23 protein-coding genes are annotated in these 25245 nt (G+C 71.2%); 17 read left to right on the plus strand and 6 right to left on the minus strand.

All coding sequences use genetic code 11. The annotated features are described in order from the left end of the window. Positions 1-201 precede the first annotated feature (201 nt). Positions 202-1041 carry a sulfurtransferase gene (locus tag CFW40_RS26930; RefSeq protein WP_088800448.1) on the plus strand — a complete coding sequence of 280 codons (840 nt, stop codon included), beginning with the start codon at positions 202-204 and terminating at the stop codon, positions 1039-1041. A gap of 116 nt (positions 1042-1157) precedes the next feature. On the opposite strand, the gene sepH is transcribed toward CFW40_RS26930, so the two are convergent. Continuing rightward, on the minus strand, positions 1158-2216 hold the full coding sequence (gene sepH / locus CFW40_RS26935; protein ID WP_088800449.1) for a septation protein SepH: 1059 nt from the start codon (positions 2214-2216) through the stop codon (positions 1158-1160). Positions 2217-2714: 498 nt separating this feature from the next. On the opposite strand from sepH, the gene CFW40_RS26940 reads away from it, so the two are divergent. Next, complete coding sequence (locus CFW40_RS26940) at positions 2715-3926, plus strand: hypothetical protein (protein ID WP_088800450.1); 1212 nt, start codon at positions 2715-2717, stop codon at positions 3924-3926. A gap of 99 nt (positions 3927-4025) precedes the next feature. Here CFW40_RS26940 and CFW40_RS26945 read toward each other — a convergent pair whose 3' ends face one another. Then, positions 4026-5369, minus strand: coding sequence for a D-arabinono-1,4-lactone oxidase (locus CFW40_RS26945; RefSeq protein WP_088800451.1), 1344 nt, complete (start codon positions 5367-5369; stop codon positions 4026-4028). 263 nt (positions 5370-5632) lie between these two features. After that, positions 5633-6934 (minus strand): MFS transporter, encoded by a 1302-nt coding sequence (locus CFW40_RS26950; RefSeq protein WP_256331275.1) that lies wholly within the window; start codon positions 6932-6934, stop codon positions 5633-5635. 183 nt (positions 6935-7117) lie between these two features. On the opposite strand from CFW40_RS26950, the gene CFW40_RS26955 reads away from it, so the two are divergent. Together CFW40_RS26955 and CFW40_RS26960 are read left to right on the plus strand one after the other, a co-directional pair. Next, complete coding sequence (locus CFW40_RS26955; RefSeq protein WP_088800452.1) at positions 7118-8272, plus strand: ferrochelatase; 1155 nt, start codon at positions 7118-7120, stop codon at positions 8270-8272. Between the two features lie 66 nt (positions 8273-8338). After that, entirely contained in the window at positions 8339-9184 is an 846-nt protein-coding gene (locus tag CFW40_RS26960; RefSeq protein ID WP_088800453.1) for an inositol monophosphatase family protein, read from the plus strand. Between the two features lie 79 nt (positions 9185-9263). Here CFW40_RS26960 and CFW40_RS37260 read toward each other — a convergent pair whose 3' ends face one another. Then, positions 9264-9440 (minus strand): hypothetical protein, encoded by a 177-nt coding sequence (locus tag CFW40_RS37260; protein WP_006602631.1) that lies wholly within the window; start codon positions 9438-9440, stop codon positions 9264-9266. 323 nt (positions 9441-9763) lie between these two features. Between CFW40_RS37260 and CFW40_RS26965 the strand changes: the two genes are divergently transcribed. The 4 genes from CFW40_RS26965 to CFW40_RS26980 all read left to right on the plus strand — a co-directional run bounded on the left by CFW40_RS26965 (position 9764) and on the right by CFW40_RS26980 (position 13429). Beyond that, positions 9764-10417 (plus strand): response regulator transcription factor, encoded by a 654-nt coding sequence (locus tag CFW40_RS26965; RefSeq protein ID WP_006602630.1) that lies wholly within the window; start codon positions 9764-9766, stop codon positions 10415-10417. A gap of 6 nt (positions 10418-10423) precedes the next feature. Next, a complete protein-coding gene (locus tag CFW40_RS26970) occupies positions 10424-11686 on the plus strand; it encodes a cell wall metabolism sensor histidine kinase WalK (protein ID WP_088800454.1) in 1263 nt (420 codons plus the stop codon). Between the two features lie 526 nt (positions 11687-12212). Further along, positions 12213-12515, plus strand: a complete 303-nt coding sequence (locus CFW40_RS26975; RefSeq protein ID WP_003982531.1) for a DUF4193 domain-containing protein — start codon at positions 12213-12215, stop codon at positions 12513-12515. A gap of 101 nt (positions 12516-12616) precedes the next feature. Continuing rightward, positions 12617-13429: a hypothetical protein gene (locus CFW40_RS26980; protein WP_088802387.1), complete on the plus strand. Its 813-nt coding sequence runs from the start codon at positions 12617-12619 to the stop codon at positions 13427-13429. An 18-nt stretch (positions 13430-13447) separates the two neighbouring features. On the opposite strand, the gene CFW40_RS26985 is transcribed toward CFW40_RS26980, so the two are convergent. Next, the gene (locus CFW40_RS26985; protein WP_088800455.1) at positions 13448-13891 is read right to left on the minus strand and encodes a DUF3093 domain-containing protein; all 444 of its coding nucleotides are present in this window, start codon (positions 13889-13891) and stop codon (positions 13448-13450) included. A gap of 58 nt (positions 13892-13949) precedes the next feature. Between CFW40_RS26985 and CFW40_RS26990 the strand changes: the two genes are divergently transcribed. The 7 genes from CFW40_RS26990 to kdpC all read left to right on the plus strand — a co-directional run bounded on the left by CFW40_RS26990 (position 13950) and on the right by kdpC (position 20773). Next, the gene (locus CFW40_RS26990; protein ID WP_088800456.1) at positions 13950-14543 is read left to right on the plus strand and encodes a PaaI family thioesterase; all 594 of its coding nucleotides are present in this window, start codon (positions 13950-13952) and stop codon (positions 14541-14543) included. Continuing rightward, on the plus strand, positions 14540-15061 hold the full coding sequence (dut, locus tag CFW40_RS26995) for a dUTP diphosphatase (RefSeq protein WP_088800457.1): 522 nt from the start codon (positions 14540-14542) through the stop codon (positions 15059-15061). The genes CFW40_RS26990 and dut overlap by 4 nt, the downstream gene beginning before the upstream one ends. A gap of 1 nt (position 15062) precedes the next feature. Then, complete coding sequence (locus CFW40_RS27000) at positions 15063-15827, plus strand: DUF3710 domain-containing protein (protein ID WP_088802388.1); 765 nt, start codon at positions 15063-15065, stop codon at positions 15825-15827. Positions 15828-16154: 327 nt separating this feature from the next. Then, the gene (gene kdpF, locus CFW40_RS27005; RefSeq protein ID WP_016575741.1) at positions 16155-16244 is read left to right on the plus strand and encodes a K(+)-transporting ATPase subunit F; all 90 of its coding nucleotides are present in this window, start codon (positions 16155-16157) and stop codon (positions 16242-16244) included. Between the two features lie 7 nt (positions 16245-16251). Next, a complete protein-coding gene (kdpA, locus tag CFW40_RS27010) occupies positions 16252-17967 on the plus strand; it encodes a potassium-transporting ATPase subunit KdpA (RefSeq protein WP_088800458.1) in 1716 nt (571 codons plus the stop codon). A gap of 32 nt (positions 17968-17999) precedes the next feature. Beyond that, positions 18000-20099, plus strand: coding sequence for a potassium-transporting ATPase subunit KdpB (kdpB, locus tag CFW40_RS27015; RefSeq protein WP_176960241.1), 2100 nt, complete (start codon positions 18000-18002; stop codon positions 20097-20099). After that, complete coding sequence (kdpC, locus tag CFW40_RS27020; protein ID WP_088800460.1) at positions 20096-20773, plus strand: potassium-transporting ATPase subunit KdpC; 678 nt, start codon at positions 20096-20098, stop codon at positions 20771-20773. The genes kdpB and kdpC overlap by 4 nt, the downstream gene beginning before the upstream one ends. Before the next feature lie 106 nt (positions 20774-20879). On the opposite strand, the gene CFW40_RS27025 is transcribed toward kdpC, so the two are convergent. Continuing rightward, the gene (locus tag CFW40_RS27025; protein ID WP_371127257.1) at positions 20880-21452 is read right to left on the minus strand and encodes a GNAT family N-acetyltransferase; all 573 of its coding nucleotides are present in this window, start codon (positions 21450-21452) and stop codon (positions 20880-20882) included. A gap of 466 nt (positions 21453-21918) precedes the next feature. Between CFW40_RS27025 and CFW40_RS27030 the strand changes: the two genes are divergently transcribed. Together CFW40_RS27030 and CFW40_RS27035 are read left to right on the plus strand one after the other, a co-directional pair. Beyond that, positions 21919-24471 (plus strand): sensor histidine kinase KdpD, encoded by a 2553-nt coding sequence (locus CFW40_RS27030; protein ID WP_088800462.1) that lies wholly within the window; start codon positions 21919-21921, stop codon positions 24469-24471. 79 nt (positions 24472-24550) lie between these two features. Further along, positions 24551-25234, plus strand: a complete 684-nt coding sequence (locus tag CFW40_RS27035; protein ID WP_088800463.1) for a response regulator — start codon at positions 24551-24553, stop codon at positions 25232-25234. Positions 25235-25245 lie beyond the last annotated feature (11 nt).

The raw sequence follows: 25245 nt of genomic DNA on the forward strand, positions 1-25245 counted from the left end.
CGCGGGTCCCGAGCAGATGCTCGCACCCGGTGACCTGGTGAGCGCCCCGGCCGCGCCGTCCATGGCCGGTTCGCGAGGGAGAATGCCCGCTTTGACGTTTCCGATCCGCCTCAGCGGCGTTACGGCAGGACGTAACTGCGTCATACGGAGGGTGGGTGCCTACCTTCTGTACGTAGCCGTCGCTACGCAAGGATGAGTCCCATGAATGCCATCATCACCGCTACCGAACTCGCGAGCGAGCTGGAGCGGCCCACTGCTCCGGTCCTCCTGGACGTCCGCTACCAGATGGGCGGCCCGCCCGGTCGCCCCGTGTACGAGGCCGGTCATGTGCCCGGCGCGGTCTACGTCGACCTCGAGAGCGAGCTGGCCTCGCCTCCCGGCCCGGGTGGCCGGCACCCGCTGCCCGATCTCGATGTCTTCACCGAGGCCATGCGGGCCGCCGGCGTCCGCGCGGACCACCCGGTGGTCGTCTACGACGGCGGCCAGGGCTGGGCGGCCGCCCGCGCCTGGTGGCTGCTGCGCTGGACCGGCCACCCCGACGTACGCGTCCTGGACGGCGGCCTCGCCGCCTGGGAGGCGGCCGGCGGCGCCCTGAGTGTCGATCAATCGACTCCGCAGGAAGGTGATTTCACCCCGGTGCCCGGCGGCCTGGCGCTGCTGCGGGCGGATGACGCGGCCGCCCTCGCCCGCCGCGGAGTCCTGCTGGACGCGCGCGCCGCCGAGCGCTACCGCGGTGAGGTCGAGCCGATCGACAAGGTCGCCGGCCATATCCCGGGCGCCGTGTCCGCCCCGACGACCGAGAACGTCGTCGAGGGGGGCACCGTCTTCCGCGACGCGTCGGAACTGGCCGAGCGTTTCGCGTCGCTGGGCGCCACGCCGAAGGCGGAGGTCGGTGTGTACTGCGGCTCCGGGGTCTCCGCCGCACATGAGGTACTGGCCCTCGCGGTCGCGGGTGTCCCCGCCGCCCTGTACGTCGGCTCCTGGAGCGAATGGTCGGCCGACCCGTCCCGCCCCGTCGCCACCGGCCCGCAGCCTGGCTGAGCCCCCGCCGGGGCCCCTAACGGGGCGTCGCACCACGGCATCCGCCCGCTCCCTGAATTCCAGGAGGCGGGCGGACGGTGCGTGACGCGTCGGGAAAGGCCTCAACGGCCCTCCCGTTACTCCGGCTTCTTGCGCCGGGTGCCGAAGACGATCTCGTCCCAGCTGGGCACCGCGGCGCGGCGGCCGGGTCGTACACCGTCCGCCTCGGCCTGCCGGTCCGTCGTCCCGGTCAGCCGGTCGCGATGGCCGGCCACCGCGCGTGGCATCAGTACATCGGCGTATGCGGAACCCGCACCCGCACTCGCCGCCGGGGCGGGCGGCTCCTCGACCTCGGCCTCGGACTCCTCGTCGCTCTGTGCCGACTTCACGGCCTCCGGAACGACCATGTCGCCACGGAAGCTCGGCACCGCCTCCAGCAGGCTGGTCAGCGAATCCCGCTCGCCGACGGCCTCCTCCGCGACCTGCGGCTCGCCGTCGTCGTCACCGGACTGCGCCGCGCGCTCGCCGCGCTCGGACGACTGCCGGTCCAACGCACGGTCCAGCGGCCGGTCGCGTGGGAGCCGTGCGATCCGCGGCACGAACGGGAAGCTCGGCTCGGGCGTGTCGTCGCTCTCGCCGATCAGCGCCCGCGCCTCGTCGTCCACAGCCTGGACGAGACGCCGCGGCGGGTCGTACGTCCAGCTCGCCGAGTGCGGTTCGGTGGCGACGCGGTAGACCAGCAGCACCTCCCAGGTGCCGTCGTCGCGGCGCCAGGAGTCCCACTGGACGCTGTCCTTGTCGGCGCCGCGCAGCAGCAGTCGCTCCGCCACCGCCTCGCCGAGCTGCGGACCGGTGTTCTCGCCGGGGCGCCGTACCGGGGTCTTGCGGGCCCGCTCGGCCATGAAGGCGCGCTCGGCGAGCACCGGGCCCTCGAAGCGGCGCACCCGGTCGACGGGGATGCCGGCGAGCTGGGCGACCTCCTCGGCGGAGGCACCGGCTCTTATACGGGCCTGGATGTCCCGCGGGCGCAGGTGGCTCTCGACCTCGATCTCGATCTGGCCGAGGCGTGCACGGTCATTGCGGACGGCGGCGCGCAGCCGTTCGTCGATCGGAAGCGTGTACTCGGTGCTGTCCGCAGCTTTGAGCACCAGCCGTGTGCCGTCGTTGGAGACGGCCACGACACGCAGTTCGGGCATGGGGACCTCCCGGGTGGTGCCTGCCGACGTCACTCGCGTCGCTGCTTCCGCTAGTCGAGTGTGGCCTGCCCGGGTGCAGCCTGCCACAACATTGCCGAGTTGCCCGGCGTGTCGGGGCTTGGCCCTGAAACGCCGTTATGACACGGTTACCTGTTCGCCACGCTCAGTGACCATGCCGCTTGTCCTGTCGCCGTTCACCCGTGCCGAGCGGCGGCGCCCCGGTGTGAGTGCCGCCTTCATGGCCCCCTCCCATGGGTTCCGGGCAGCCGGACGGGAACCGGGGCCAGGGCTCGCCACAGTACTCCATTCGGACCACTGAGGTGGACCGCCGCGCCGCTGAACTTCTGGGCGGGCAACGGAGTTGGGTCGTCTTGTCGATCTCTCTACCTGGCGTGTCGGTGGCGAGTTTCACAGATTCCCCAAAATCGGAACTTTTGGCTCCGCCGAATGGTCACTTCTCCATGCAGGATGGATCGAAGCGGCTATCAAAGGTTGGAGATGGACGAAGAAACCGAAAGCGACACGAAGAAGAAGGAGAGGCGGATAGACCTGAGCGTTGCTCAGGTGGCCGGCAGCGCGCTCGCCGCGGCGGTCGCCGCGTACCTCGCGGGCCGGCTCGGCGTCTACGGAACCATCATCGGCGCCGGTGTGGTCAGTGTCGTGGCCACTACTGGCGGCTCGATATTCCAGCACCTGTTCCGGCGCACCGGTGAACAGCTCAAGGAGGCGACGGTCACCACCCGGCCGAAGCCGCGCCGCTCCTCCGCCGCCCGCACTCGATCCACCACACCGGATGTCCGGCAGGCCGGCCCCACGATGGTGCTGCCGACCTTCGACAAGGGGGGCACGGAGGACAAGGTCACCTCCGTCGCCGCCAGGGCGTCCGCGCCCGGCACCGCCCGTACGCAGCTGATCCCGCGGGCCGAGCAGGCCCGCCGGCGCGACCCGGCAGGCGCCCACCCCGCCCCGCCGGCGGATGACGCGACGCGGCTGCTGCGGGCCGCCGCCCCCGAGGCGACCCGCGCCCTGCCCGCGGTGGACGGGAGTGCCCCCGGGCGGTCCGCCGACCGGACACAACTGGTGCCGCGCCTCGACGACCGGACCATGGTGCTGGGTCAGGCGGCTGCCCGTCCGGCCGGCATTCCGGCCGCGCGACACCCCGGTGGCCCGCCCGAGGAGCTGAGCACCGCGACATACGGCACGCGGCTGCGCGGCTGGAAGCGGCCGACGCTCGGTGCCCTCGCGGTCTTCGCGCTCGCCATGGGGGTGGTCACCGGTACCGAGCTGATCACCGGGCAGACGCCGAGCGGGGCGCAGGGCACGACCCTGAGCAATCTCACCCACCCCGGGGGAGGGGGGCGCCAGCAGCACCGTTCCCCGCAGTCGCCCGGCTCCGGTCACTCCCCGGACGGCGGCGGCCGGCACGGCGGCGGAGACCGCCGGAGCCCGGAGCCGGACAACTCGGGCGACACCGGCAGCGGTACCGGTACGGACAAGGGCGGCACGCCGTCGCCGGACCCGAGTCCGTCCGACGGCGGCACGACCTCGCCGGATCCCGGCACGTCGTCGTCTCCGGACCCGTCCCCGAGCGGTTCCGCCGGTGACGGACACACCGGCTCCGGCGACGGCCCGGCCGGCACCGGAGGGCAGGGGGACCCTCCGAACGGACAGCAGTCCGGCGGACCGGCCCCCGATCCCGGCGCTTCCTGAGCCGGCACCGGTCCGGCAAGGACCGTCCCGACGAGGCGGACCCGCAACGCCCGCGGCCCGTCGCCCACCACGGGGCGCCGGGTCCGCGGCCGTCGTCGGTCAGTCCCCCAGGACCCGCCGCAGATAGGCATTGGCGAACCGGCGTTCCGGGTCCAGCCGGTCGCGCAGTGCGGTGAACTCCCCGAACCGCGGATAGGCGTCGGCAAGGTAGGCGGTGTCGCGGGTGTGCAGCTTCCCCCAGTGCGGCCGCCCCTCGTGTGCCGTCATGATCCGTTCGGCGGCCGCGAAATACGCTCCGTACGGTGTCCCGCGGTACATGTGTACGGCGAGGTAGACGGTGTCCCGGCCCGAAGCGGTGGACAGCGGGATGTCGTCGGCGGGCGCGGTCCGCACCTCCACCGGGAAGCTGACCTTGAAGTCCGAGCGCTCCACCAGGGCCTTGAGTTCACCCAGTGCCGCCACCGCGGCCGCCCGGGGCAGTGCGTACTCCATCTCCACGAACCGCACCCGCCGCGGCGAGGTGAACACCTTGTACGGGATGTCGGTGTACGTACGGGCCGACAGGGCGCGGCTGGAGATCTTGGCGATGCCCGGTATGGCGGCCGGGACCGCCCGCCCGACGGCGCAGGCGAGCTGGAAGACCCCGTTGGACAGCAGCTCGTCCTCGACCCAGCCGCTGACCCTCCCGGGCGGTGCCGCCGGACCCTGGCTGCGGTTGTTGCGCTTGGTGTTGCAGTTGCCGGTGTGCGGGAACCAGTAGAACTCGAAGTGTTCGTTCTCGGCGACCAGTTCGTCGAAGCGGTCCGTCACCTCGTCGAAGGGCATCGGCTCCTCGCGGGCGGTCAGCCAGAACTCCGGCTCCACGGCGAAGGTCAGCTCGCTGATCACGCCCAGCGCGCCCAGACCCAGCCGCGCCGCGGCGAAGACCTCGGGGTTCTCCCCGGGGGAACAGGCCAGGACCGAGCCGTCGGCGGTGACCAGCTCCAGGGCGGTGATCTGGGCGGCGAGCGACGCCGAATCGCGGCCGGTGCCATGGGTGCCGGTGGACGTCGCCCCGGAGACGGTCTGCTCCATGATGTCGCCCATGTTGGTCAGCGACAGTCCGTGCGCGGCCAGCGTCTCGTTGAGGTGCTTGAGCGGTGTACCGGCCGCCACCGTCACCGTGCCGGCCTCGCGGTTGACCGAGCGGACGCCGGTCAGCCGCTCGGGGCGGATCAGCAGCCCGTCGGTGGCGGCGGCCGGGGTGAAGGAGTGGCCGGTGCCGGCGGCCTTGACCGTCAGCCCGTCCGCTGCGGCGGCGCGGACCGCTGCCGCCACCTCCTCGGTGCTCGCCGGGGCCACGCTCCGGGCGGGGCGGGCGGTGACATTGCCCGCCCAGTTGCGCCACGGCCCGCTGGTCGGACCCCGCCCTCCCGAGCCGCCGACGGCATTGCTGACTGCCATGGTGACGTCCCCTCCCTCCGCGCGGGCAGGCCGTGTCCGGCCGCCGTTGTTGAGCGCATGATGTCAGTAGCCGACGCCCCGTCAGGGTGGGGTGACGGGAATCACAACGGCGCGGAATCGGCCCGAACCGCCCGGCTCCCGGACATGTCGTACCGCGGGTAACTCCCCGATGGGAGGGGTGGGTTCACGCGGACGGTCGGGATGGCGGGCGTGGCGGGGCGATGCGGACGGGCGAGGCCGGGCGAAGCCGGGCCCCGGCACCCCTACGCGACGCTCTCCTCGCCCCGCCGCTCCGTGGCCGGTTCGGTCGGTCCGGTCGGATCGGTCGGTCCGGGCAGGCCGGGCAGGCCTCCCGCCACGGCCGGGCCTGCCACCGCGGGCGCGGACTGCGGGCGGAGCCTGCGGTAGCCCGCGAAGGCCACCAGTGCGGCGAGCAGGCCCGCCGCCCCGGGCACCAGATAGCCCCGGGCGGCCCCGGCGGCGTCCACCACCCAGCCGGCGGCCGACGACCCCAGTGCGACGCCCACTGCCAGGCCGGTGCCGGTCCAGCTCATGCCCTCGGTCAGCTTCGCCCGCGGCACGTGCTCCTCGACCAGCGCCATCGTGGTCACCATCGTCGGGGCGACGGACAGCCCGGCGACGAACAGGGCGACGGCCAGCAGCGGCAGCGAGCCCACCAGTTGCAGCGGCACCATGCTCACGGCCATCACGCACACCCCCGCCACCCAGCGGCGGGACGGATGCCCCTTGAGGTGGAGCAGGCCGAAGACCGCGCCGGCCGCACACGAGCCGAGCGCATAGACGGCCAGGACCAGACTGGCCGCCGCCTTGTGCCCGACCTCCTCGGCGAAGGCCACGGTCACCACGTCGACCGCCCCGAAGATCGCGCCGGTGGCCACGAACGTCACCACCAGCACCTGCAGCCCCCGTGAGCGCAGCGCGGACCCCTTGGTGTGGTGTTCGCGCGGATGCGGCACCGGCTCCGTCGCCCGCTGCGCCGTCAGCCAGAAGACGCCGGCGGCCAGGAAAGCGGCGGCCAGCAGTGGCCCCGCCTCCGGGAACCACGCGGTGGACAGGCCGATGGACAGGATCGGCCCGACGATGAAGCACAACTCGTCGACGATCGACTCCCACGAATACGCGGTGTGCAGCTCTCGCGGGGACCCCCGGTAGAGCTCGGCCCAACGCGCCCGGATCATCGCCCCCACGCTCGGCACACACCCCGCACAGGCCGCGAAGACGAACAGCAGCCAGTCCGCCCAGCCCTGCTGCGCGCTCAGCAGCAGTCCGGCGACCGCGGTGACCGACACCAGGGTGGCCGGGCGCAGCACCCGGCGCTGGCCGTGCCGGTCCACCAGCCGGGAGATCTGCGGGCCGAGGACCGCGGCGGACAGCGCAATGGTCGCGGACAACGCGCCGGCCAGGCCGTAGCGGCCGGTCAGCTGGGAGATCATCGTGACGATCCCGATGCCCAGCATCGACAACGGCATCCGGCCCAGCAGCCCGGCGGCGGAGAACGACTTGGTGCCGCGGCGGCCGAAGAGGGCGCGGTAGGGACTGGGCAACGGGGGCGCTCCGCCGGTGAGGACCGAAAAGATCGGTAAGGAATGACAGGGGCCGATACAGCTTACGGGCGGTGCGCCGTCGGACGCCTCCGGATTTCCGCCACCGCCCGACCGCGGCGGACGGGCCTCCCGGCGCCGGGACCTGCCCGCCGCACCCATGGGAAGGGTGGCAGGATCGATGGCATGCCCGAACAGTGCGATCCCCGCCCGTATGACGCCCTGCTGCTGCTGTCCTTCGGCGGCCCCGAAGGCCCCGACGACGTGGTCCCGTTCCTGGAGAACGTCACCCGCGGCCGCGGCATCCCCCGTGAGCGCCTGAAGGAGGTGGGGCAGCACTACTTCCTGTTCGGCGGCGTCAGCCCTATCAACGCCCAGAACCGGGAACTGCTGGACGCACTGCGCAAGGACTTCGCCGGGCACGGACTGGACCTGCCCGTCTACTGGGGCAACCGCAACTGGGCGCCCTACCTGACCGACACCCTGCGCACCATGGTCCACGACGGCCACCGCCGTATCGCCGTCCTGGCGACCAGCGCCTACGCCTCGTACTCGGGCTGCCGGCAGTACCGCGAGAACCTCGCCGACGCGCTCGCCGCCCTGCAGGCCGAGGGCCTGGAGCCGCCCCGGGTCGACAAGCTGCGGCACTACTTCAACCACCCCGGCTTCATCCGGCCGATGGTCGACGGCGTGCTGGCGTCCCTCGCGGCCCTGCCCCAGGAGGTGCGAGGCGGTGCCCATCTCGCCTTCACCACCCACTCCATCCCCACCGCCGCGGCCGACACCTCCGGCACTCCCGCCGACCACACGCGGGACGGTGCGGGCGGCGCCTATGTCGCCCAGCACCTGGACGTGGCGCAGGTGATCGCGGACGCCGTCCGGGCGGAGACCGGTGTGGAGCACCCCTGGCGGCTCGTCTACCAGTCCCGCAGCGGGGCCCCGCACATCCCGTGGCTGGAGCCGGACATCTGCGATCACCTGGAGGAGCGGCACGCCGCCGGCGTACCGGCCGTTGTGATGGCTCCCATCGGGTTCGTCTCCGACCACATGGAGGTCAAGTACGACCTCGACACCGAAGCCACCGCCAAGGCCGCCGAGCTGGGACTTCCGGTCGCCAGGTCGGCGACGGTGGGCGCCGACCCGCGGTTCGCGGCGGCCGTCCGCGACCTCCTCCTGGAGCGCGCGGCCGCCGAACGGGGCCGCGCCCCGGAGCGCTGCGCCCTGGGCGCCCTCGGTGCCGGCCACGACCTGTGCCCGGTCGGCTGCTGCCCCGCGCGCGCTCCGCGCCCGGCCGCCGCCGGGGCCGACTGGCGCGGCCCGGCAGACCGGGCCCCCGCATAAGCCCCCACCCTCACGCCCTCGCCCCCGATCCCTCCCCGACCACCGCTCGTCCGAGCAAGGAGCATCGTGCCCGACCCGCTGCACCCCGCCGTCCCCCAGACCGCCCCGGCGCAGAGCGACGCGCTGTACGACGAACTCCTCGACCTGGCCCTGGAGGCCGCCCGCCGTGCGGGGGCGCTGCTGCGCGACGGCCGACCCGCCGACCTCGGCGTGGCCGCCACCAAGTCCAGCCCCATCGACGTCGTCACCGAGATGGATCTCGCCTCCGAGAAGCTGATCACCGACTTCCTCGGGGAGCACCGCCCGGACGACGGCTTCCTGGGGGAGGAGGGCGCCAGCACCGACGGCACCAGCGGCATCCGCTGGGTCATCGACCCCGTCGACGGCACCGTGAACTACCTCTACGGGCTGCCGGCCTGGTCGGTGTCCATCGCGGCGGAGAAGGACGGCGAGGTGGTCGTCGGGGTCGTCGCCGCCCCGATGCGCGGCGAGACCTACCAGGCCGTCGTCGGTCGTGGCGCGTTCAACAACGGCGAGCGCATCCGCCACCGGCCCGCCCCGCCGCTCTCCCAGGCGCTCGTCGGCACCGGGTTCGGCTATCTCGCCGAGCGCCGGGCGGGCCAGGCGGAGGTGGTGCGCACGCTGCTGCCGCAGGTCCGCGACATCCGGCGCGGCGGCTCGGCCGCGATCGACCTGTGCGATGTGGCCTGCGGCCGGCTCGACGCCTACTACGAGCGTGGTCTGAACCCCTGGGACCTGGCGGCCGGCGCGCTGATCGCCCGCGAGGCCGGGGCGCTCACCGGGGGCCGGCCCGGCCGGACGGCCTCCCACGAGCTGACCCTCGCCGCCTCCCCGGCCCTCTTCGAGCAGCTGCAGCCGCTCCTGGACGAGCTCGGCGCCTGGCACGACTGACCGGACCCGCATCCGGGCACGACAGCGCCCCGGCTCCTTCCCCTGGATGCCGGGGCGCTCTCGTCGTACGCCGGGAGTGTCAGGCGTTGCTGACCGCTCCGTACCGCACGCCGTGCTCGGTCGCCAGTCGCTGCAGGTCCTCGAGTTCTGCCTGCTCGACCTCGGCGAGGAAGTCGTCGCCCGCAGCGCGGGCCCGGTCCAGATCAGCTTCGGTGTTCTCTATGCGCTGCAAAATGCCTGCGGTGAACGCGTCCATTGCGCCCCCTCGTCGTGGGTCGGTGGGCACGGGGGTGTGCCGACGGGCGGTTCGATCACGGCGTGGTCCCTGCGATGGATCAGTTCAAGGCGGATAGCCGAAATAAACAGGGCGTGATCGCGGGTGTGCAGTCGTCCTCCCCACCCCTCACCTCAGGGAAACCTCAACCCTCCCGGGAATCCTGCCCGTCGGGTGCCGCCCCGGGGCCCTCCACCCCTCCGCACCCCCCTTACCGCCGGTTTATGGCTCTTCGGGGCAGGATGGAAGAGCTCTGAAGACATTGTTGTGCCTGCCCGAAAGGGCCCTGAGGAAGGACTAGCGACGTGCGTGTTCTCGTCGTCGAGGACGAGCAGCTGCTCGCCGATGCGGTGGCCACCGGACTACGCCGGGAGGCCATGGCGGTCGACGTGGTCTACGACGGCGCTGCCGCCCTGGAACGGATCGCGGTCAACGACTATGACGTCGTCGTGCTGGACCGTGACCTTCCGGTCGTCCACGGCGACGATGTCTGCCGCAAGATCGTCGAGCTGGGGATGCCCACCCGGGTCCTGATGCTCACCGCCTCCGGCGACGTCAGCGACCGCGTCGAGGGCCTGGAGATCGGCGCGGACGACTACCTTCCCAAGCCCTTCGCCTTCACCGAGCTGACCGCCCGGGTCCGCGCTCTCGGACGCCGTACGACCGTCGCGCTGCCGCCCGTCCTGGAGCGGGCCGGCATCAAGCTCGACCCGAACCGCCGCGAGGTCTTCCGCGACGGCAAGGAGGTCCAGCTCGCCCCCAAGGAGTTCGCGGTGCTGGAGGTCCTGATGCGCAGCGAGGGCACGGTCGTCTCGGCGGAGCAGCTTCTGGAGAAGGCCTGGGACGAGAACACCGACCCGTTCACCAACGTCGTACGGGTCACGGTCATGACGCTGCGCCGCAAGCTCGGCGAGCCCGCGGTGATCGTCACGGTCCCCGGCTCGGGATACCGGATCTGACCGGCGATGCCTTCCCTGCCCTCGTTCTCCAAGGCGACGAACCCGCCGCCCCCCGTTCCGCCCAAGCCGACCTGGGACCCCAGGCCGGTCGATGTCCGTCCGTTCCCGTGGCTGCGGCCCACGATCCGGATACGGCTGACGCTGCTGTACGGCGGCATGTTCCTGATGGCCGGGATCGTGCTGCTGACGATCATCTACATGCTGGCCGCGGACGCGCTGCACGACGGCAGCGCGCTGCCCCTGAAGATCCTCGGCGGGAAGTTCCAGTCGACCAGTGACATCTGCGACCTGCCCACCGAGACGTCCGGGCAGCTGCTCCAGCAGGCCGTCGAACAGTGCCTGCAGCACCAGCGCGCGGTGGCCCTCAACAGCCTCCTCAACCGCTCCCTGCTGGCTTTGCTGGGTTTGACGGTGGTGGCGTTCGCTTTCGGTTATGCGATGGCGGGGCGGGTGTTGTCGCCGTTGGGGCGTATTACGCGGACGGCTCAGCGGGTGGCGGGTTCGGATCTGCACCGGCGGATCGAGTTGGGGGGTCCTGATGACGAGCTGAAGGAGCTTGCGGACACCTTTGACGAGATGCTGGACCGGCTGGACCGGGCGTTCGAGTCGCAGCGGCGGTTCGTGTCGAATGCGTCGCACGAGTTGCGGACGCCGTTGGCGATCAACCGGACGTTGCTGGAGGTGCAGCTGGCGGATCCGGGGGCGTCGCCGGAGCTGGCGCAGTTGGGCAAGACGCTGCTGGCGACCAATGAGCGCAGTGAGCAGTTGGTGGAGGGGTTGTTGCTGCTGGCGCGCAGTGAGAACAAGGTCGTGGACAAGAAGCCGGTGGATGTGGCGGAGGTGGCGTCGCAGGCGGTGGAGCAGACCCGTGAGGAGGCGCAGGCCAAGGGGGTGGCGCTGCGGGGGGTGCGTGAGCAGGTGTTCGTGCAGGGTAACGGGGTGCTGCTGGAGCGGATCGCGCTGAATCTGGTGCAGAACGCGGTGCGCTACAACGTGCCGGAGGAGGGCTGGGTGGAGGTGACGGTCCAGCCGCAGCCGGGGTGTGCGGTGCTGGTGGTCTCCAATACCGGTCCGGTGGTTCCGGCCTATGAGGTGGAGAACCTTTTCGAGCCGTTCCGGCGGCTGCGGACCGAGCGGACCGGGAGTGACAAGGGGGTCGGGCTGGGGCTGTCCATCGTGCGTTCGGTGGTGCGTGCGCACGACGGCACGATCACGGCTCGGCCCCGCGAGGGCGGCGGACTGGTGATGCGGGTCGTCCTGCCGCTCTGACGCAGGCCACAGGGGGGTTGTACGCCCGCTGGAGCCGTTGTGCACCCCCCTGGGCAGTCATCGGACATCTGTGCGTACGATCGCCCGTCTCGCGGCCGTACACCGCCTCGCCTGCCGGTTTGACGACAAGGGGGGTCGGCGTGGATCCTTCGCCGAGTTCGCTTTGCGCGGAATTGAACCGGTCCGCCCGCCGGTCAGCGCGTGTGTGATGCCTCACAGGCGCGATTTTCCGGCCATTTACGCTCTGTGATCAAAAAGCCTGTCGGAATGCCGGGGACGTCCGGGTTTCCGGGGGGTGAGATCACGGGAAGTAGAGGTGATGGGCTGCGCGAGGTGCGACATTCGGACCGTGTACGGTCCTGATCGCCATCCAAACCGATCACCTCTTCAGGGGTGCGGTTGGGTGTCGATTGAGTAACAGACCTTGATGTGAGGCAAAATCTCCGCCTCAGGTCGGGCACAAGTCCGGCCTCTCACGCGTTACGAGCGCTGAGACACCGCAGACACCCAGAGGGGGAGAGCGAAAATGGCTACGGATTACGACACCCCACGCAAGACCGACGACGACCTCAACGAGGACAGCATCGAAGAGCTGAAGTCGCGGCGGAACGACAAGTCCGCCTCGGCCGTCGACGTCGACGAGTTCGAGCAGGCCGAGGGCCTGGAGCTGCCCGGCGCGGACCTGTCCAACGAAGAACTGGCCGTGCGCGTGCTGCCCAAGCAGCAGGACGAGTTCACGTGCATGAGCTGCTTCCTGGTCCACCACCGCAGCCAGCTCGCCGCGGAGGACAAGAACGGGCAGCCGATCTGCCGCGACTGCGCGGCCTGAGTCCGGTCTACGCCGTGGCAGGCGTGAACCCGTTCCGCAAGGGCTCCAAGGGCGTCGAAGGCTCGGCGGCCGGCGCACGATCACGCGAGAAAACCGCGCCCGTGCCCGCCGACCCGAGCGCCCTTCCCGCGGAACGGACGACCGGCGCACTGCGGTGGGGTCACCTCCCGCTCGGGCGAAGCCGAGAGCGGGGGAGGGGCCGCACGGCCTCGCTCGCGGCCATGGCCGGCCGTGGCGCCGGAAGAACCGGCGGCAGGGTACGGGCCGGGCTGGCCGTGATCGCCGACCGGATCATCGAGACCGCCCCGCGGGTTCCGGTCCGTGACCTTGCCACCCTGCGCGCCCAGTTCCCCGGACTGACCCCCGAGGACCTGGCCGACAAGCTGGTCGCCGGTGCCTGCGCAGCCACCGGAGCCGTCGGAGCGGGCGTCGGAGCGGCAGCGATGCTGCCCGTACCGCCCGCCATGCCGGCCGAGCTGGCCGCCGAGGTCACCGGCGTCGCCTCGGTCGAGATCAAACTGATCGCCGAGCTGCACGAGGTCTACGGCCTCCGGCCCGCCGGGAATTTCCGGCAGCGCGGTATGGCCTATCTGACGTCCTGGACGGAGGAGCGGGGCGTCGACCTCACCAAACCGGCCTCGCTCAACATCGCCCTCGGTGTGCAGATGAGGCGTGAGCTGCGCCAGCAGATCATGAAGCGCACGCTGCGCAACCTCCCCAACCTCGCCCCGTTCATGATCGGCGCCTCCGTCGGCGCGTTCATGAACCGCAGGGACACCAGAAAGCTTGCGGAAAAAATCCGTAAGGACCTGCGCACGAAGCAGGTCCCCTGGGAGGCCCTTTCCCCCTTCGCGCCGGACGCCCCCGCGGGCGGCGAACCAACCGGAGAAGCTCCGCCGCCACCGGGCGGCTGACCCGCCCCCGCGCGCCGGTCAGCCCCGTCCGGCCGCCAGCGCCGCCACCAGACGCTCCGGCGTCCGCGTCGAGAGATAGGCGTACGGCGTCGGGTCCTGCGGATCGGTGATCTCCACCCGCACCGCGGTACGGATGTAGCCGCGCAGCAGCATGAACGCACGGGCGTCGGCCTTGTGCGTACGCCACGCCAGCGCCTCGTCCGCGTCCAGCGCCCGCGCCTCGCCCAGTGCCGTCACCGGGATCTTCGCGTCGCCGGCGATCAGGGCGCCGCCCACCACCCGGATCCGTGCCGAGCCGTACGAGCTCACCGCCACCGCGGACAGGGCCGCTCCGCCGATCAGTCCGCCCAGCATCCACAGCGTCCCCAGGGGGAGCAGCATCAGGGCGCAGGCGACGCCGATCATCGCGGCGATCACCCACCAGGACCGGGGCGCGGTGAGGCGTTCTTCGTACGGCTGCATGGCTCCAGCTTGGCACGGCGGCGCGGGTCCGTTACGCGCGCGGGTAGGGTCTGACCTCGTGAGTGGAACTGACGAACCCAGGGCGCGGCTGACGCCACCGGCGGACGCCGTCGCTCCGGTCCGGCATGCCGACGCGCCGGCTCCCGGAGAGCTCCTCGGCGCGCACTACGACCGGTGCTTCGGCTGCGGCACGGGCCAGCCGCACGGCCTGCATCTGGAGGCACGGGCCGGCGACGGCGTGAGCGTGTCCGCCGAGTTCACCGTCAAGGAGGCCCACCAGGGCGCGCCGGGCCTGGCGCACGGCGGGGTGCTGGCCACCGCGCTGGACGAGACCCTGGGCTCGCTGAACTGGCTGCTGCGGGTGATCGCGGTGACCGGGCGGCTGGAGACCGACTTCGTACGGCCGGTGCCGCTGGGCACGGTGCTGCACCTGGACGCGCGGGTCACCGCGGTGCACGGGCGCAAGATCTACTCGACGGCCGTGGGGCGCATAGACGGTCCGGACGGCCCCGTCGCGGTGCGCGCCGAGGCCGTCTTCATCGAGGTGAAGGTCGACCACTTCATCGACAACGGCAGGACCGAGGAGATCCAGGCGGCCATGTCCGACCCGGACCAGGTCAAGCGAGCGCGTGCCTTCGAGGTGAACCCATGAGTCAGGGACGGAATCCGGTGGACGTACTGCTGCGGCGGCTGGATCCGGACGTGCCCGTTCCGGCGTACGGGCACCCCGGGGACGCGGGCGTGGATCTGGTGACCACCGAGGCCGCCGAGCTGGCGCCGGGGGAGCGCACCGTGCTGCCCACCGGGGTGTCGATCGCGCTGCCCGACGGGTATGCGGCCTTTGTGCACCCGCGGTCCGGACTGGCCGCGCGCTGCGGCCTGGCGCTGGTGAATGCCCCCGGGACGGTGGATGCCGGGTACCGTGGAGAGATCAAGGTGATCGTGGTCAATCTGGACCCGCGCGAGAGCGTGCGGTTCGAGAGGTTCGACCGGATCGCCCAACTGGTCGTCCAGCAGGTCGAGAAGGTGCGCTTCCACGAGGTGGCGGAACTTCCCGGCTCGGCGCGGGCCGAGGGGGGATTCGGTTCCACCGGCGGTCATGCGGCGGTGGGCGGCTCCACGGGCGGGAATGAATACGCATCGGTCGGTGCCGACCGGGAAGGACAGTGACGTGTTCGGACGTCGCAAGAAGAACGAGGCTCCTGAAGAGTCGGTCGAGGACACCACGCTCGACGAGCACGCGGTGAGCGACGCCGACGAGGACGAGGCGCCGCAGCAGCGGCTCAATCTTCCGCCCGCGCCGCGCCCCGACGGTCCCTGGGACGCGTCGGAGATCTCCGAGCCCGGCGAGGGCCGGGTGGACCTCGGCGGGCTGTTTGTGCCGGGTGTCGAGGGCATGGAGCTCCGGGTGGAGGTCGCCGGTGACGCCATCGTCGCCGCGACCGTGGTGCTGCAGGACAGCGCCGTGCAGCTGCAGGCCTTCGCCGCCCCCAAGAACGAGGGCATCTGGGGCGAGGTCCGCGAGGAGATCGCGGCCGGCATCACCCAGCAGGGCGGTGTCATCGACGAGGTCGAGGGCCCGCTGGGCTGGGAGCTGCGGGCCCAGGTGCCCGTACAGCTGCCGGACGGCACGAACGGTGTGCAGGTCGTGCGCTTCGTCGGTGTCGACGGCCCCCGGTGGTTCCTGCGCGGTGTGATCTCCGGCCAGGGCGCGGTGCAGCCGCAGGCCGCCGGCGTGCTGGAACACATCTTCCGGGACACCGTCATCATCCGCGGCGAGGGCCCGATGGCCCCCCGCGACCCGATCGTCCTGAAGCTGCCGGACGACGCCCAGATGGTGCCGGACGGCGTGCAGCAGGACCAGGTCGAGCAGTCGCGTTTCGGCGGTGGTGTGGAGCGTCTGGAGCGTGGACCGGAGATCACCGAGATCCGCTGAGCACACCGCGCGGTGAAGCGGCGCGAATGCGTCCGCTTTCTCGGCCGGATAACGACGGTCGCAAGGGCCCGGGCCCCCGTTGAGGGGTCCGGGCCCTCGTTGTTTGTGCAGGTCAGCTCCAAACGCGTATGAAATCCGTCAACGGAGCGCTAATGGCCGTAAGGGAGGCGTCAACAGTGTTCAAGCCGCGTCGGAAGGGCGCTTTGCTTTGGGGGTCCTGATCCCCCCATCCATCTAGGAGCACACGATGGCCGACGTGGCCTTCGTCGTTGTCACGATCGCGGTCTTCGCGTTGGTGGCTCTCGTCGCCAAGGGGGTGACGAAGCTGTGACCATCGAGAACATCGTCGGCCTGATCGTTGCCGTCGCCCTGCTGGGATACCTGGTCCTCGCCCTCGTCTTCCCGGAGAGGTTCTGAGCACCGAATGAGCCCCTTTCTCGCAGGCGTGCTCCAGCTGATAGCGCTCACCGCGGCGCTGGCCCTGGCGTACCGCCCCCTCGGCGACTACATGGCCGCCGTCTACGCGTCCCCCAAGCACCTGCGTATCGAGAAGGTCATCTACCGCTGCATCGGCGCCAATGCGGATGCCGAGATGCGCTGGCCCGCCTATCTGCGCGGCGTCCTGGCGTTCTCCGCGGCGGGCGTGCTCTTCCTCTACCTGCTGCAGCGCGTCCAGGGCGGTATGCCGCTGTCCCTCGGCTTCGCGTCGATCAGCCCGGACCAGGCGTTCAACACCGCGGCGTCCTTCGTCGCCAACACCAACTGGCAGTCCTACAGCGGCGAACAGGCGATGGGCCACGTCGTGCAGACCGCCGGTCTCGCGGTGCAGAACTTCGTCTCCGCCGCCACCGGCATGGCCGTCGCCATCGCCCTGGTACGCGGCTTCGCCCTCCCCCGAGCTCTCGGCTCCGCTCGAGCAGGGGGTACCCCCATCCGCACCGGCGAGCTCGGCAACTTCTGGGCCGACCTGGTCCGCGGCACCGTACGGGTGCTGCTGCCGATCGCCGTCATCGGTGCCCTGGTCCTGGTCGCCTGTGGTGCCGTCCAGAACTTCTCGGGCATCCATGAGGTCGGTCAGTTCATGGGCGGCTCCCAGCAGACCAACGGCGGCGCGGTCGCCTCCCAGGAGGTCATCAAGGAACTGGGCACCAACGGGGGCGGCTACTTCAACGCCAACTCCGCCCACCCCTTCGAGAACCCCAACGCCTTCACCAACCTCTTCGAGGTCTTCCTGATCCTGGTCATCCCGTTCGCGCTCACCCGGACCTTCGGCAAGCTGGTCGGGAACGTGAAGCAGGGCTACGCGATCCTCGCCACGATGGGCATCATCTGGCTCGGCTTCACCGCCCTGATGATGTGGACCGAGTTCGCCCACGGCGGCCCGGCCCTGCAGGCCGCGGGCGCCGCCATGGAGGGCAAGGAGACCCGCTTCGGCGTCGGTGGCTCCTCGATCTTCTCGGTGGCCACCACCCTCACGTCCACCGGCGCGGTGGACTCCTTCCACTCCTCCTTCACGGCCTTCGGCGGCGGTATCCAGCTGCTCGGCATGATGCTCGGTGAGATCGCGCCGGGCGGCGTGGGCTCCGGCCTCTACGGCATGCTCGTCATGGCGGTCATCGCGGTGTTCATCGCCGGCCTGATGGTCGGCCGCACACCCGAGTACCTGGGCAAGAAGATCGGCACCCGCGAGATCAAGCTCGCCGCTTGCTTCATTCTCATCACCCCGACGCTGGTGCTCGGCTTCACCGCCGCCTCGATGGTGCTGCCCGACGCACTGGGCTCGATGCTCAACACCAAGGCGCTGGGCGCCGGTTCGCACGGCTTCTCCGAGGTGCTGTACGCGTTCACCTCCGGCGCCAACAACAACGGTTCGGCCTTCGGCGGCCTGAACGCCAATACGCCCTGGTACAACACCACGATCGGCCTGGCGATGCTGCTCGGCCGCTTCCTGCCGATGGTGTTCGTGCTCGCCCTGGCCGGCTCGCTCGCCGGGCAGAAGCCGGTCCCGGAGACCGCGGGCACCCTCCGTACCGAGAAGCCGCTCTTCGCCGGGCTGCTCGTCGGCACGATCCTGATCATCACCGGTCTGACCTACTTCCCGGCGCTGGCCCTCGGCCCGCTGGCGGAGGGACTGTCATGACCGCATCTGTGAAACAAGAGGAGCCCGGCTCCATGTCCACCGCCACTCCGACTCGCGCCCCGCACCAGGACGTCCCCAGCGGGCACAAGCCCGGCGACGGCCGCGTGGGCGGCGGTCTCTTCGACCCCAAGCAGCTGGTCACGTCCTTCCCGGACGCGATACGCAAGCTCGACCCGCGGGTGATGGTCAAGTCCCCCGTGATGTTCGTGGTCGAGGTCGGCTCCGTGCTGACCACGATCTTCGCCTGCACGTCTCCCTCGGACTGGTTCGGCTGGGCGATCGCCGTCTGGCTGTGGCTGACGGTCATCTTCGCCAACCTGGCGGAGGCGGTCGCCGAGGGCCGCGGCAAGGCGCAGGCCGACACCCTGCGCAAAGCCAAGACCGACACCGTCGCGCGCCGGCTGAACGGCAGCACCGAGGAGCAGGTCCCCGGCACCGAACTGCGCATCGGTGACCTGGTCGTCTGCGAGGCCGGCGACATCATCCCCGGTGACGGCGATGTCGTCGAAGGCGTGGCCTCGGTCGACGAGTCCGCCATCACGGGGGAGTCGGCCCCGGTCATCCGCGAGTCCGGCGGTGACCGCTCGGCCGTCACCGGCGGGACGAAGGTGCTCTCCGACCGCATCGTCATCAAGATCACGACGAAGCCCGGCGAGACCTTCATCGACCGGATGATCAACCTCGTCGAGGGCGCCGCACGGCAGAAGACCCCCAACGAGATCGCGCTCAACATCCTGCTCGCCTCGCTGACCATCGTCTTCCTGCTGGCGGTCGTCACCCTCCAGCCCTTCGCGATCTACGCGGGCGCCGAGCAGACCATGATCGTCCTGCTGGCGCTGCTGGTCTGTCTCATCCCGACGACCATCGGCGCGCTGCTCTCGGCCATCGGCATCGCCGGTATGGACCGCCTGGTGCAGCGCAACGTCCTGGCCATGTCCGGCCGCGCCGTGGAAGCCGCGGGCGATGTATCGACATTGCTGCTCGACAAGACCGGCACCATCACCCTCGGCAACCGCCAGGCCGCCGAGTTCGTCCCCGTCCGCGGCACCACCGAGGCCGAGGTCGCGGACGCCGCCCAGTTGTCCTCGCTGGCCGACGAGACCCCTGAGGGCCGCTCCATCGTCGTGCTCGCCAAGGAGAAGTACGGACTGCGCGAGCGCCACCAGGGCGAGTTGACGGACGCCGAGTGGGTCCCCTTCACCGCCCAGACCAGGATGTCGGGTGTGGACGTCGACGGGCGCAAGGTCCGTAAGGGCGCGTCAGGTTCGGTCATCGCCTGGGTCAAGGAGCGCGGCGGCAGCGTCGCCGAGGACGCGCAGCAGCTCACCGAGGCCATTTCGCAGGCGGGCGGCACCCCGCTGCTGGTCGCCCTGGAGGACGAGAGCGGCCCCCGGGTCCTGGGTGTCATCCACCTCAAGGACGTCGTCAAGGACGGCATGCGCGAACGCTTCACCGAGCTGCGCAAGATGGGCATCAAGACCGTCATGATCACGGGTGACAACCCGCTGACGGCCAAGGCGATCGCCGACGAGGCCGGGGTGGACGACTTCCTTGCGGAGGCCACGCCCGAGGACAAGATGGCGCTCATCAAGCGGGAGCAGGCCGGCGGCAAGCTGGTCGCGATGACCGGCGACGGCACCAACGACGCCCCCGCGCTGGCACAGGCGGACGTCGGCGTGGCCATGAACACCGGTACCTCTGCCGCCAAGGAGGCCGGGAACATGGTGGACCTGGACTCCAACCCGACCAAGCTCATCGAGATCGTCGAGATCGGCAAGCAGTTGCTGATCACCCGGGGAGCACTGACGACCTTCTCGATCGCCAACGACGTCGCGAAGTACTTCGCGATCATCCCGGCGATGTTCGCGGTGGCCTACCCCGGCCTGGACACCCTCAACATCATGCGGCTGTCCAGCCCCCAGTCCGCGATCCTCTCGGCGATCATCTTCAACGCGCTGATCATCGTCGCGCTGGTGCCGCTCGCCCTCAAGGGCGTGCAGTACCGGCCGGTCAGCGCCGACAGGATGCTGCGCCGCAACCTCGCCGTCTACGGACTGGGCGGTCTGATCGCACCGTTCATCGGCATCAAGCTCATCGACCTGCTCCTCACTCTCCTCCCCGGAATCGGGTGACCGCCGTGAACAACTCCGTACGCAACACCGCCCGGTTGATCGGGGCGGGGCTGCGCGCCCTGCTCGTCCTGACCGTGGTCTGCGGGGTCGTCTACCCGCTGGTGGTCACCGGAGTGGCGCAGGCTGCGTTCCCCGGCAAGGCCAACGGGTCCGAGGTCAGCTCCCACGGCACGGTCGTCGGCTCGTCGCTGATCGGCCAGCGTTACGACAAGGGCAAGGACAAGCACGGCAATCCGGTCCCGGACCTGAAGTTCTTCCAGCCGCGCCCCTCGGCGGGCCTGGGCAGCAACCGGGCCAACGGCGTCAACACCCGCTACGACCTCCAGGTCTCCGGCGCCTCCAACCAGGGCGCCACCAACACCGACCTCATCAAGGCGGTGAAGGAGCGCAAGCAGTGGGTCTCCGAGACGTACGGGATCCCCGAGTCGGAGGTCCCGGCGGACGCCGTCACCTCGTCGGGCTCCGGACTCGACCCGGACATCTCACCCGCGTACGCCCAGCTGCAGGCGGACCGCGTCGCCAAGGAGAACCATCTGCCCGGCGCCACGGTGCGGCAGCTCGTCGCGCGCCACACCGATGCCCGCATCCTCGGCTTCATGGGGGAACCGCGGGTGAACGTCCTGGAGTTGAACATCGGGCTCAGGGATCTGGTGCAGGGCCGGGCCAAGGGCTGAGCGCACAGGCGCGCGTGCGGTCCCTGAAGGAGTGAGGGGGCGCGATGGGGCGGGGTGGGCCGGGGCCGGCCGGGCGAGGAGGCTTTCGCCCGGCCGGCCCCGTGCCTCACCAGACGTCGCCGTCGCGCCAGTCGCAGGTGAGGTCGGTGTTGAGGTCGAGGGGGCAGGCCGGGGTGGGGAGGACGTAGATGCAGCCGTCCTCGTCGGCGGTGCGCCGGATGCCGTCCGGGGTGAGGGCCCAGGACGGGCCGCGCCACAGCTGCCAGCCCCGGGCGGCGTAGAAGGGCGCGGCCTCGTCGGCGGCGCCGAGCGCGCCGAGGTCGTAGCCCCTGCGGATGACCCGCTCCAGGGCGTCCATCATGGCCGCGCCGTGTCCGCGTCCGCGCCGGTCCGCGCGGACGCCGACGCCCTCCACATAGCCGCAGCGCAGCGCCCGTCCGTCGTGCAGCAGCCGTCGCTGGACCACGGAAGCGTGGCCGATCAGTGCGCCGTCTTCGTGGACCAGGGCGTGCAGACCGCCGAGGGCGTGCTCCCAGTCCTCCGCGGTCATGTCGTCGAAGACGTCGTGGAGGAGGACGCGGGCCGCCTTCAGGGTGGCGGGGTCCAGTTCGGCGGTGTGGGCGAGACGGACGTCGGTCCTGCGGGGCGTCGTCGGCTGTGCCTCGGTCATGTGGGGCATCGTCGCAGTCGGCCGGCGGTCCGGCGAGGGCATTTTTCCGGCCTCGGGCCGCCGCCGTCCCGTCGTCCCTCCTGTCAGTGAGGTGTCCGGGAAGGGCGGTTGGGCCGGTGCCCCGCGGAGCCGGCCGGTGTCATGGAAGCAGCCGGGGCTTCCGGGCCATCGGTGCCGTCCCGCCCCAAAACCCAGCTCACCCCCAAGCTTGTCCCGCACCAAACCCAGCTCACCCCCAAGCTCGTCCCGCCCCAAGCCCGCCCACCCGAAGGCCCGCCCACCCGAAGGCCCGCCCACCCGAAGGCCCGCCCACCCCCATGAACCCCGGCCGCCCGCTCCTCCCGCCCCCTGTATCAGAGTCGCGTCAAGACCGGCCGCCAAGTCGCCGACTGCCCCTTTTGTCCGCTTGCCCGGTCGGTAGGGTCGCAGCAGGTTCAGCCCGGTGGGGGCGGCTTTCACGTAAGACAATGGGGCCATGGCACGCGGCAAGCTACGGATATATCTCGGCGCGGCACCGGGCGTCGGCAAGACGTACGCGATGCTGTCCGAGGCACACCGGCGCGTGGAGCGGGGCACGGACCTCGTCGTGGCGTTCGTGGAGCATCACGGCAGGCCCCGTACCGAGGTCATGCTGCACGGGCTGGAGCAGATGCAGCGCCGGGAGCTGGAGTACCGCGGCACGGTTTTCACCGAAATGGACGTGGACGCGGTCCTGGATCGCGCTCCGGCCGTGGCGCTGGTCGACGAGCTGGCCCACACCAACGTCCCCGGCTCGCGCCACGGCAAGCGCTGGCAGGACATCGAGGAGCTGCTGGAAGCCGGGATCGATGTGATATCGACCGTCAACATCCAGCACCTGGAATCACTCGGGGATGTCGTCGAGTCGATAACGGGTGTGCGCCAGCGCGAGACCGTGCCGGACGAGATCGTCCGCCGGGCCGACCAGATCGAGCTTGTCGACATGTCGCCCCAAGCGATCCGCCGCCGTATGGCGCACGGCAACATCTACCAGCCCGACAAGGTGGACGCCGCCCTGTCCAACTACTTCCGCCCCGGCAACCTCACCGCGCTGCGCGAGCTGGCGCTGCTGTGGGTCGCCGACCGGGTGGACGAGTATCTGCAGGAGTACCGCGCGGAGCATTCGATCCGCTCCACCTGGCAGGCGCGTGAGCGCATCGTCGTCGGACTGACCGGCGGGCCGGAGGGCCGTACGCTGATCCGCCGCGCGGCGCGGATGGCGGCCAAGGGGTCCGGCAGCGAGGTGCTTGCCGTCTACATCGCCCGCAGCGACGGGCTGACCTCGGCCTCACCCAAGGAACTCGCCGTCCAGCGGACGCTGGTGGAGGACCTGGGCGGCACGTTCCATCACGTCATCGGGGACGACATACCCAGCGCGCTGCTGGAGTTCGCGCGCGGGGTCAACGCCACCCAGATCGTGCTGGGCTCCAGCCGCCGCAAGGCCTGGCAGTACATCTTCGGGCCGGGGGTGGGGGCGACCGTCGCCCGCGAATCCGGGCCCGATCTCGATGTGCACATCGTCACCCACGACGAGGTCGCCAAGGGCCGCGGTCTGCCGGTGGCACGCGGTGCGCGGCTGGGGCGCACCCGGATCCTCGCCGGCTGGCTCGTCGGCGTCGCCGGCCCGGTCCTGCTCTCGCTGCTGCTGACCGGCATGGCGAACGGCCCCGGGCTGGCCAACGACGTCCTGCTCTTCCTCTTCCTGACGGTCGTCGCCGCGCTGCTCGGCGGGCAGCTGCCGGCCCTGGCGTCGGCCGCGGTCGGCTCGCTGCTGCTGAACTTCTACTTCACGCCGCCCACCCACACCCTCACGGTCAGCGATCCCAAGAACATCGTCGCCATCGTGATCTTCTTCGCGGTGGCCGTCTCGGTCGCCTCCGTGGTGGACCTCGCCGCCCGCCGCACCCACCAGGCGGCCCGGCTGCGGGCCGAGTCGGAGATCCTGTCCTTCCTCGCGGGCAGCGTGCTGCGGGGTGAGACGACCCTGGACGCCCTGCTGGAGCGGGTACGGGAGACCTTCGGCATGGAGACGGTGGCGCTGCTGGAGCGGGCCGGCGACGTCGAGCCGTGGACCTGCGCGGGCCGGGCCGGAAGCGATCACGGCAAGCCGCTGATGCGCCCCGAGGACGCGGACGTCGACATGCCCGTGGGCGATCACATGGCGCTGGCGCTGACGGGCCGGGTGCTGCCGGCCGAGGACCGCCGGGTGCTGGCCGCGTTCGCCGCCCAGGCCGCCGTCGTACTGGACCGGCAGCGTCTGGTGGGCGAGGCGGAGCGGGCCCGGGAGCTGGCCGAGGGCAACCGCATCAGGACGGCGCTGCTGGCCGCGGTCAGCCACGATCTGCGGACCCCACTGGCGAGCATCAAGGCCTCGGTCACCTCCCTGCGCTCCGACGACGTCGCCTGGTCCGAGGAGGACGAGGCGGAGCTGCTGGCCGGCATCGAGGCGGGCGCCGACCGGCTGGACCACCTGGTCGGCAACCTCCTGGACATGTCCCGGCTGCAGACCGGCACGGTCACCCCGCTGATCCGCGAGACCGACCTCGACGAGGTGGTGCCGATGGCGCTCGGCGGCGTCCCCGAGGGCAGCGTCACCCTCGACATCCCCGAGGAGCTGCCCATCGTCGCCATCGACCCGGGACTGCTGGAGCGCGCGGTGGCCAATCTCGTCGAGAACGCCGTGAAATACAGCCCGGACGGTGCGGTGGTGCTGGTCTCGGCCAGCGCGCTCGGCGACCGGGTGGAGCTGCGGATCGCCGACCGCGGCCCCGGGGTGCCGGACAGCGCCAAGGACCGGATCTTCGAACCCTTCCAGCGCTACGGTGACGCTCCGCGCGGTGCCGGCGTGGGTCTCGGACTGGCCGTGGCGCGCGGTTTCGCGGAGGCGATGGGCGGCACGCTCGCCGCCGAGGACACCCCCGGAGGCGGCATGACGATGGTCCTCACGCTCCGGGCCGCGCCCGGCAGGCCACCGGCCAGGCCCGGCCTTCCGGCCCGGGCCACGACATGAGCCGGGCCGCACGGACCACCCTCCCCACACACCCGGCGGGCCCGCCCCGCCGGCCGACGACACCACGAGGAGAACGCCAGTGAACCGGGTGCTTGTGGTCGATGACGAGCCGCAGATCGTCCGCGCCCTCGTGATCAACCTGAAGGCGCGCAAATACGAGGTCGACGCCGCCCCCGACGGGGCCAGCGCGCTCAGACTCGCGGCCGCCCGCCACCCCGATGTCATCGTCCTCGACCTCGGTCTGCCCGATATGGACGGCGTCGAGGTGATCAAGGGGCTGCGGGGCTGGACGCGGGTGCCGATCCTGGTGCTCTCCGCGCGGCAGACCTCCGACGAGAAGGTGGAGGCGCTGGACGCCGGCGCGGACGACTACGTCACCAAGCCGTTCGGCATGGACGAGCTGCTGGCCCGGCTGCGGGCGGCGGTGCGCCGGGCCGAGCCGACGGGGCCTGCCGAGGACGAGGTGATCGTGGAGACGGAAGGTTTCTCCGTCGACCTCGCGGCGAAGAAGGTCAACCGCGGCGGCCGGGACATCCGGCTGACCCCCACCGAGTGGCATCTGCTGGAGGTCCTGGTCCGCAACGCCGGCCGGCTGGTCAGCCAGAAGCAGCTGCTCCAGGAGGTCTGGGGGCCCTCGTACGGCACCGAGACCAACTACCTGCGGGTGTACATGGCCCAGCTCCGCCGCAAGCTGGAGAGCGATCCCTCGCACCCGAAGCACTTCATCACGGAGCCGGGGATGGGGTACCGCTTCGAGCAGTGAGGCGGCGGGGC

The organism is Streptomyces sp. 2114.4 (genome assembly GCF_900187385.1).
GTDB lineage: Bacteria > Actinomycetota > Actinomycetes > Streptomycetales > Streptomycetaceae > Streptomyces > Streptomyces mooreae.

Coding starts and splice junctions, on each gene's coding strand:
- CFW40_RS26930 (WP_088800448.1), top strand. CDS start 202: ATGAATGCCATCATCACCGCTACCGAACTCGCGAGCGAGCTGGAGCGG.
- sepH (WP_088800449.1), bottom strand. CDS start 2,216: ATGCCCGAACTGCGTGTCGTGGCCGTCTCCAACGACGGCACACGGCTG.
- CFW40_RS26940 (WP_088800450.1), top strand. CDS start 2,715: ATGGACGAAGAAACCGAAAGCGACACGAAGAAGAAGGAGAGGCGGATA.
- CFW40_RS26945 (WP_088800451.1), bottom strand. CDS start 5,369: ATGGCAGTCAGCAATGCCGTCGGCGGCTCGGGAGGGCGGGGTCCGACC.
- CFW40_RS26955 (WP_088800452.1), top strand. CDS start 7,118: ATGCCCGAACAGTGCGATCCCCGCCCGTATGACGCCCTGCTGCTGCTG.
- CFW40_RS37260 (WP_006602631.1), bottom strand. CDS start 9,440: ATGGACGCGTTCACCGCAGGCATTTTGCAGCGCATAGAGAACACCGAA.
- CFW40_RS26970 (WP_088800454.1), top strand. CDS start 10,424: ATGCCTTCCCTGCCCTCGTTCTCCAAGGCGACGAACCCGCCGCCCCCC.
- CFW40_RS26975 (WP_003982531.1), top strand. CDS start 12,213: ATGGCTACGGATTACGACACCCCACGCAAGACCGACGACGACCTCAAC.
- CFW40_RS26985 (WP_088800455.1), bottom strand. CDS start 13,891: ATGCAGCCGTACGAAGAACGCCTCACCGCGCCCCGGTCCTGGTGGGTG.
- dut (WP_088800457.1), top strand. CDS start 14,540: ATGAGTCAGGGACGGAATCCGGTGGACGTACTGCTGCGGCGGCTGGAT.
- kdpA (WP_088800458.1), top strand. CDS start 16,252: ATGAGCCCCTTTCTCGCAGGCGTGCTCCAGCTGATAGCGCTCACCGCG.
- kdpB (WP_176960241.1), top strand. CDS start 18,000: ATGTCCACCGCCACTCCGACTCGCGCCCCGCACCAGGACGTCCCCAGC.
- CFW40_RS27025 (WP_371127257.1), bottom strand. CDS start 21,452: ATGCCCCACATGACCGAGGCACAGCCGACGACGCCCCGCAGGACCGAC.
- CFW40_RS27030 (WP_088800462.1), top strand. CDS start 21,919: ATGGCACGCGGCAAGCTACGGATATATCTCGGCGCGGCACCGGGCGTC.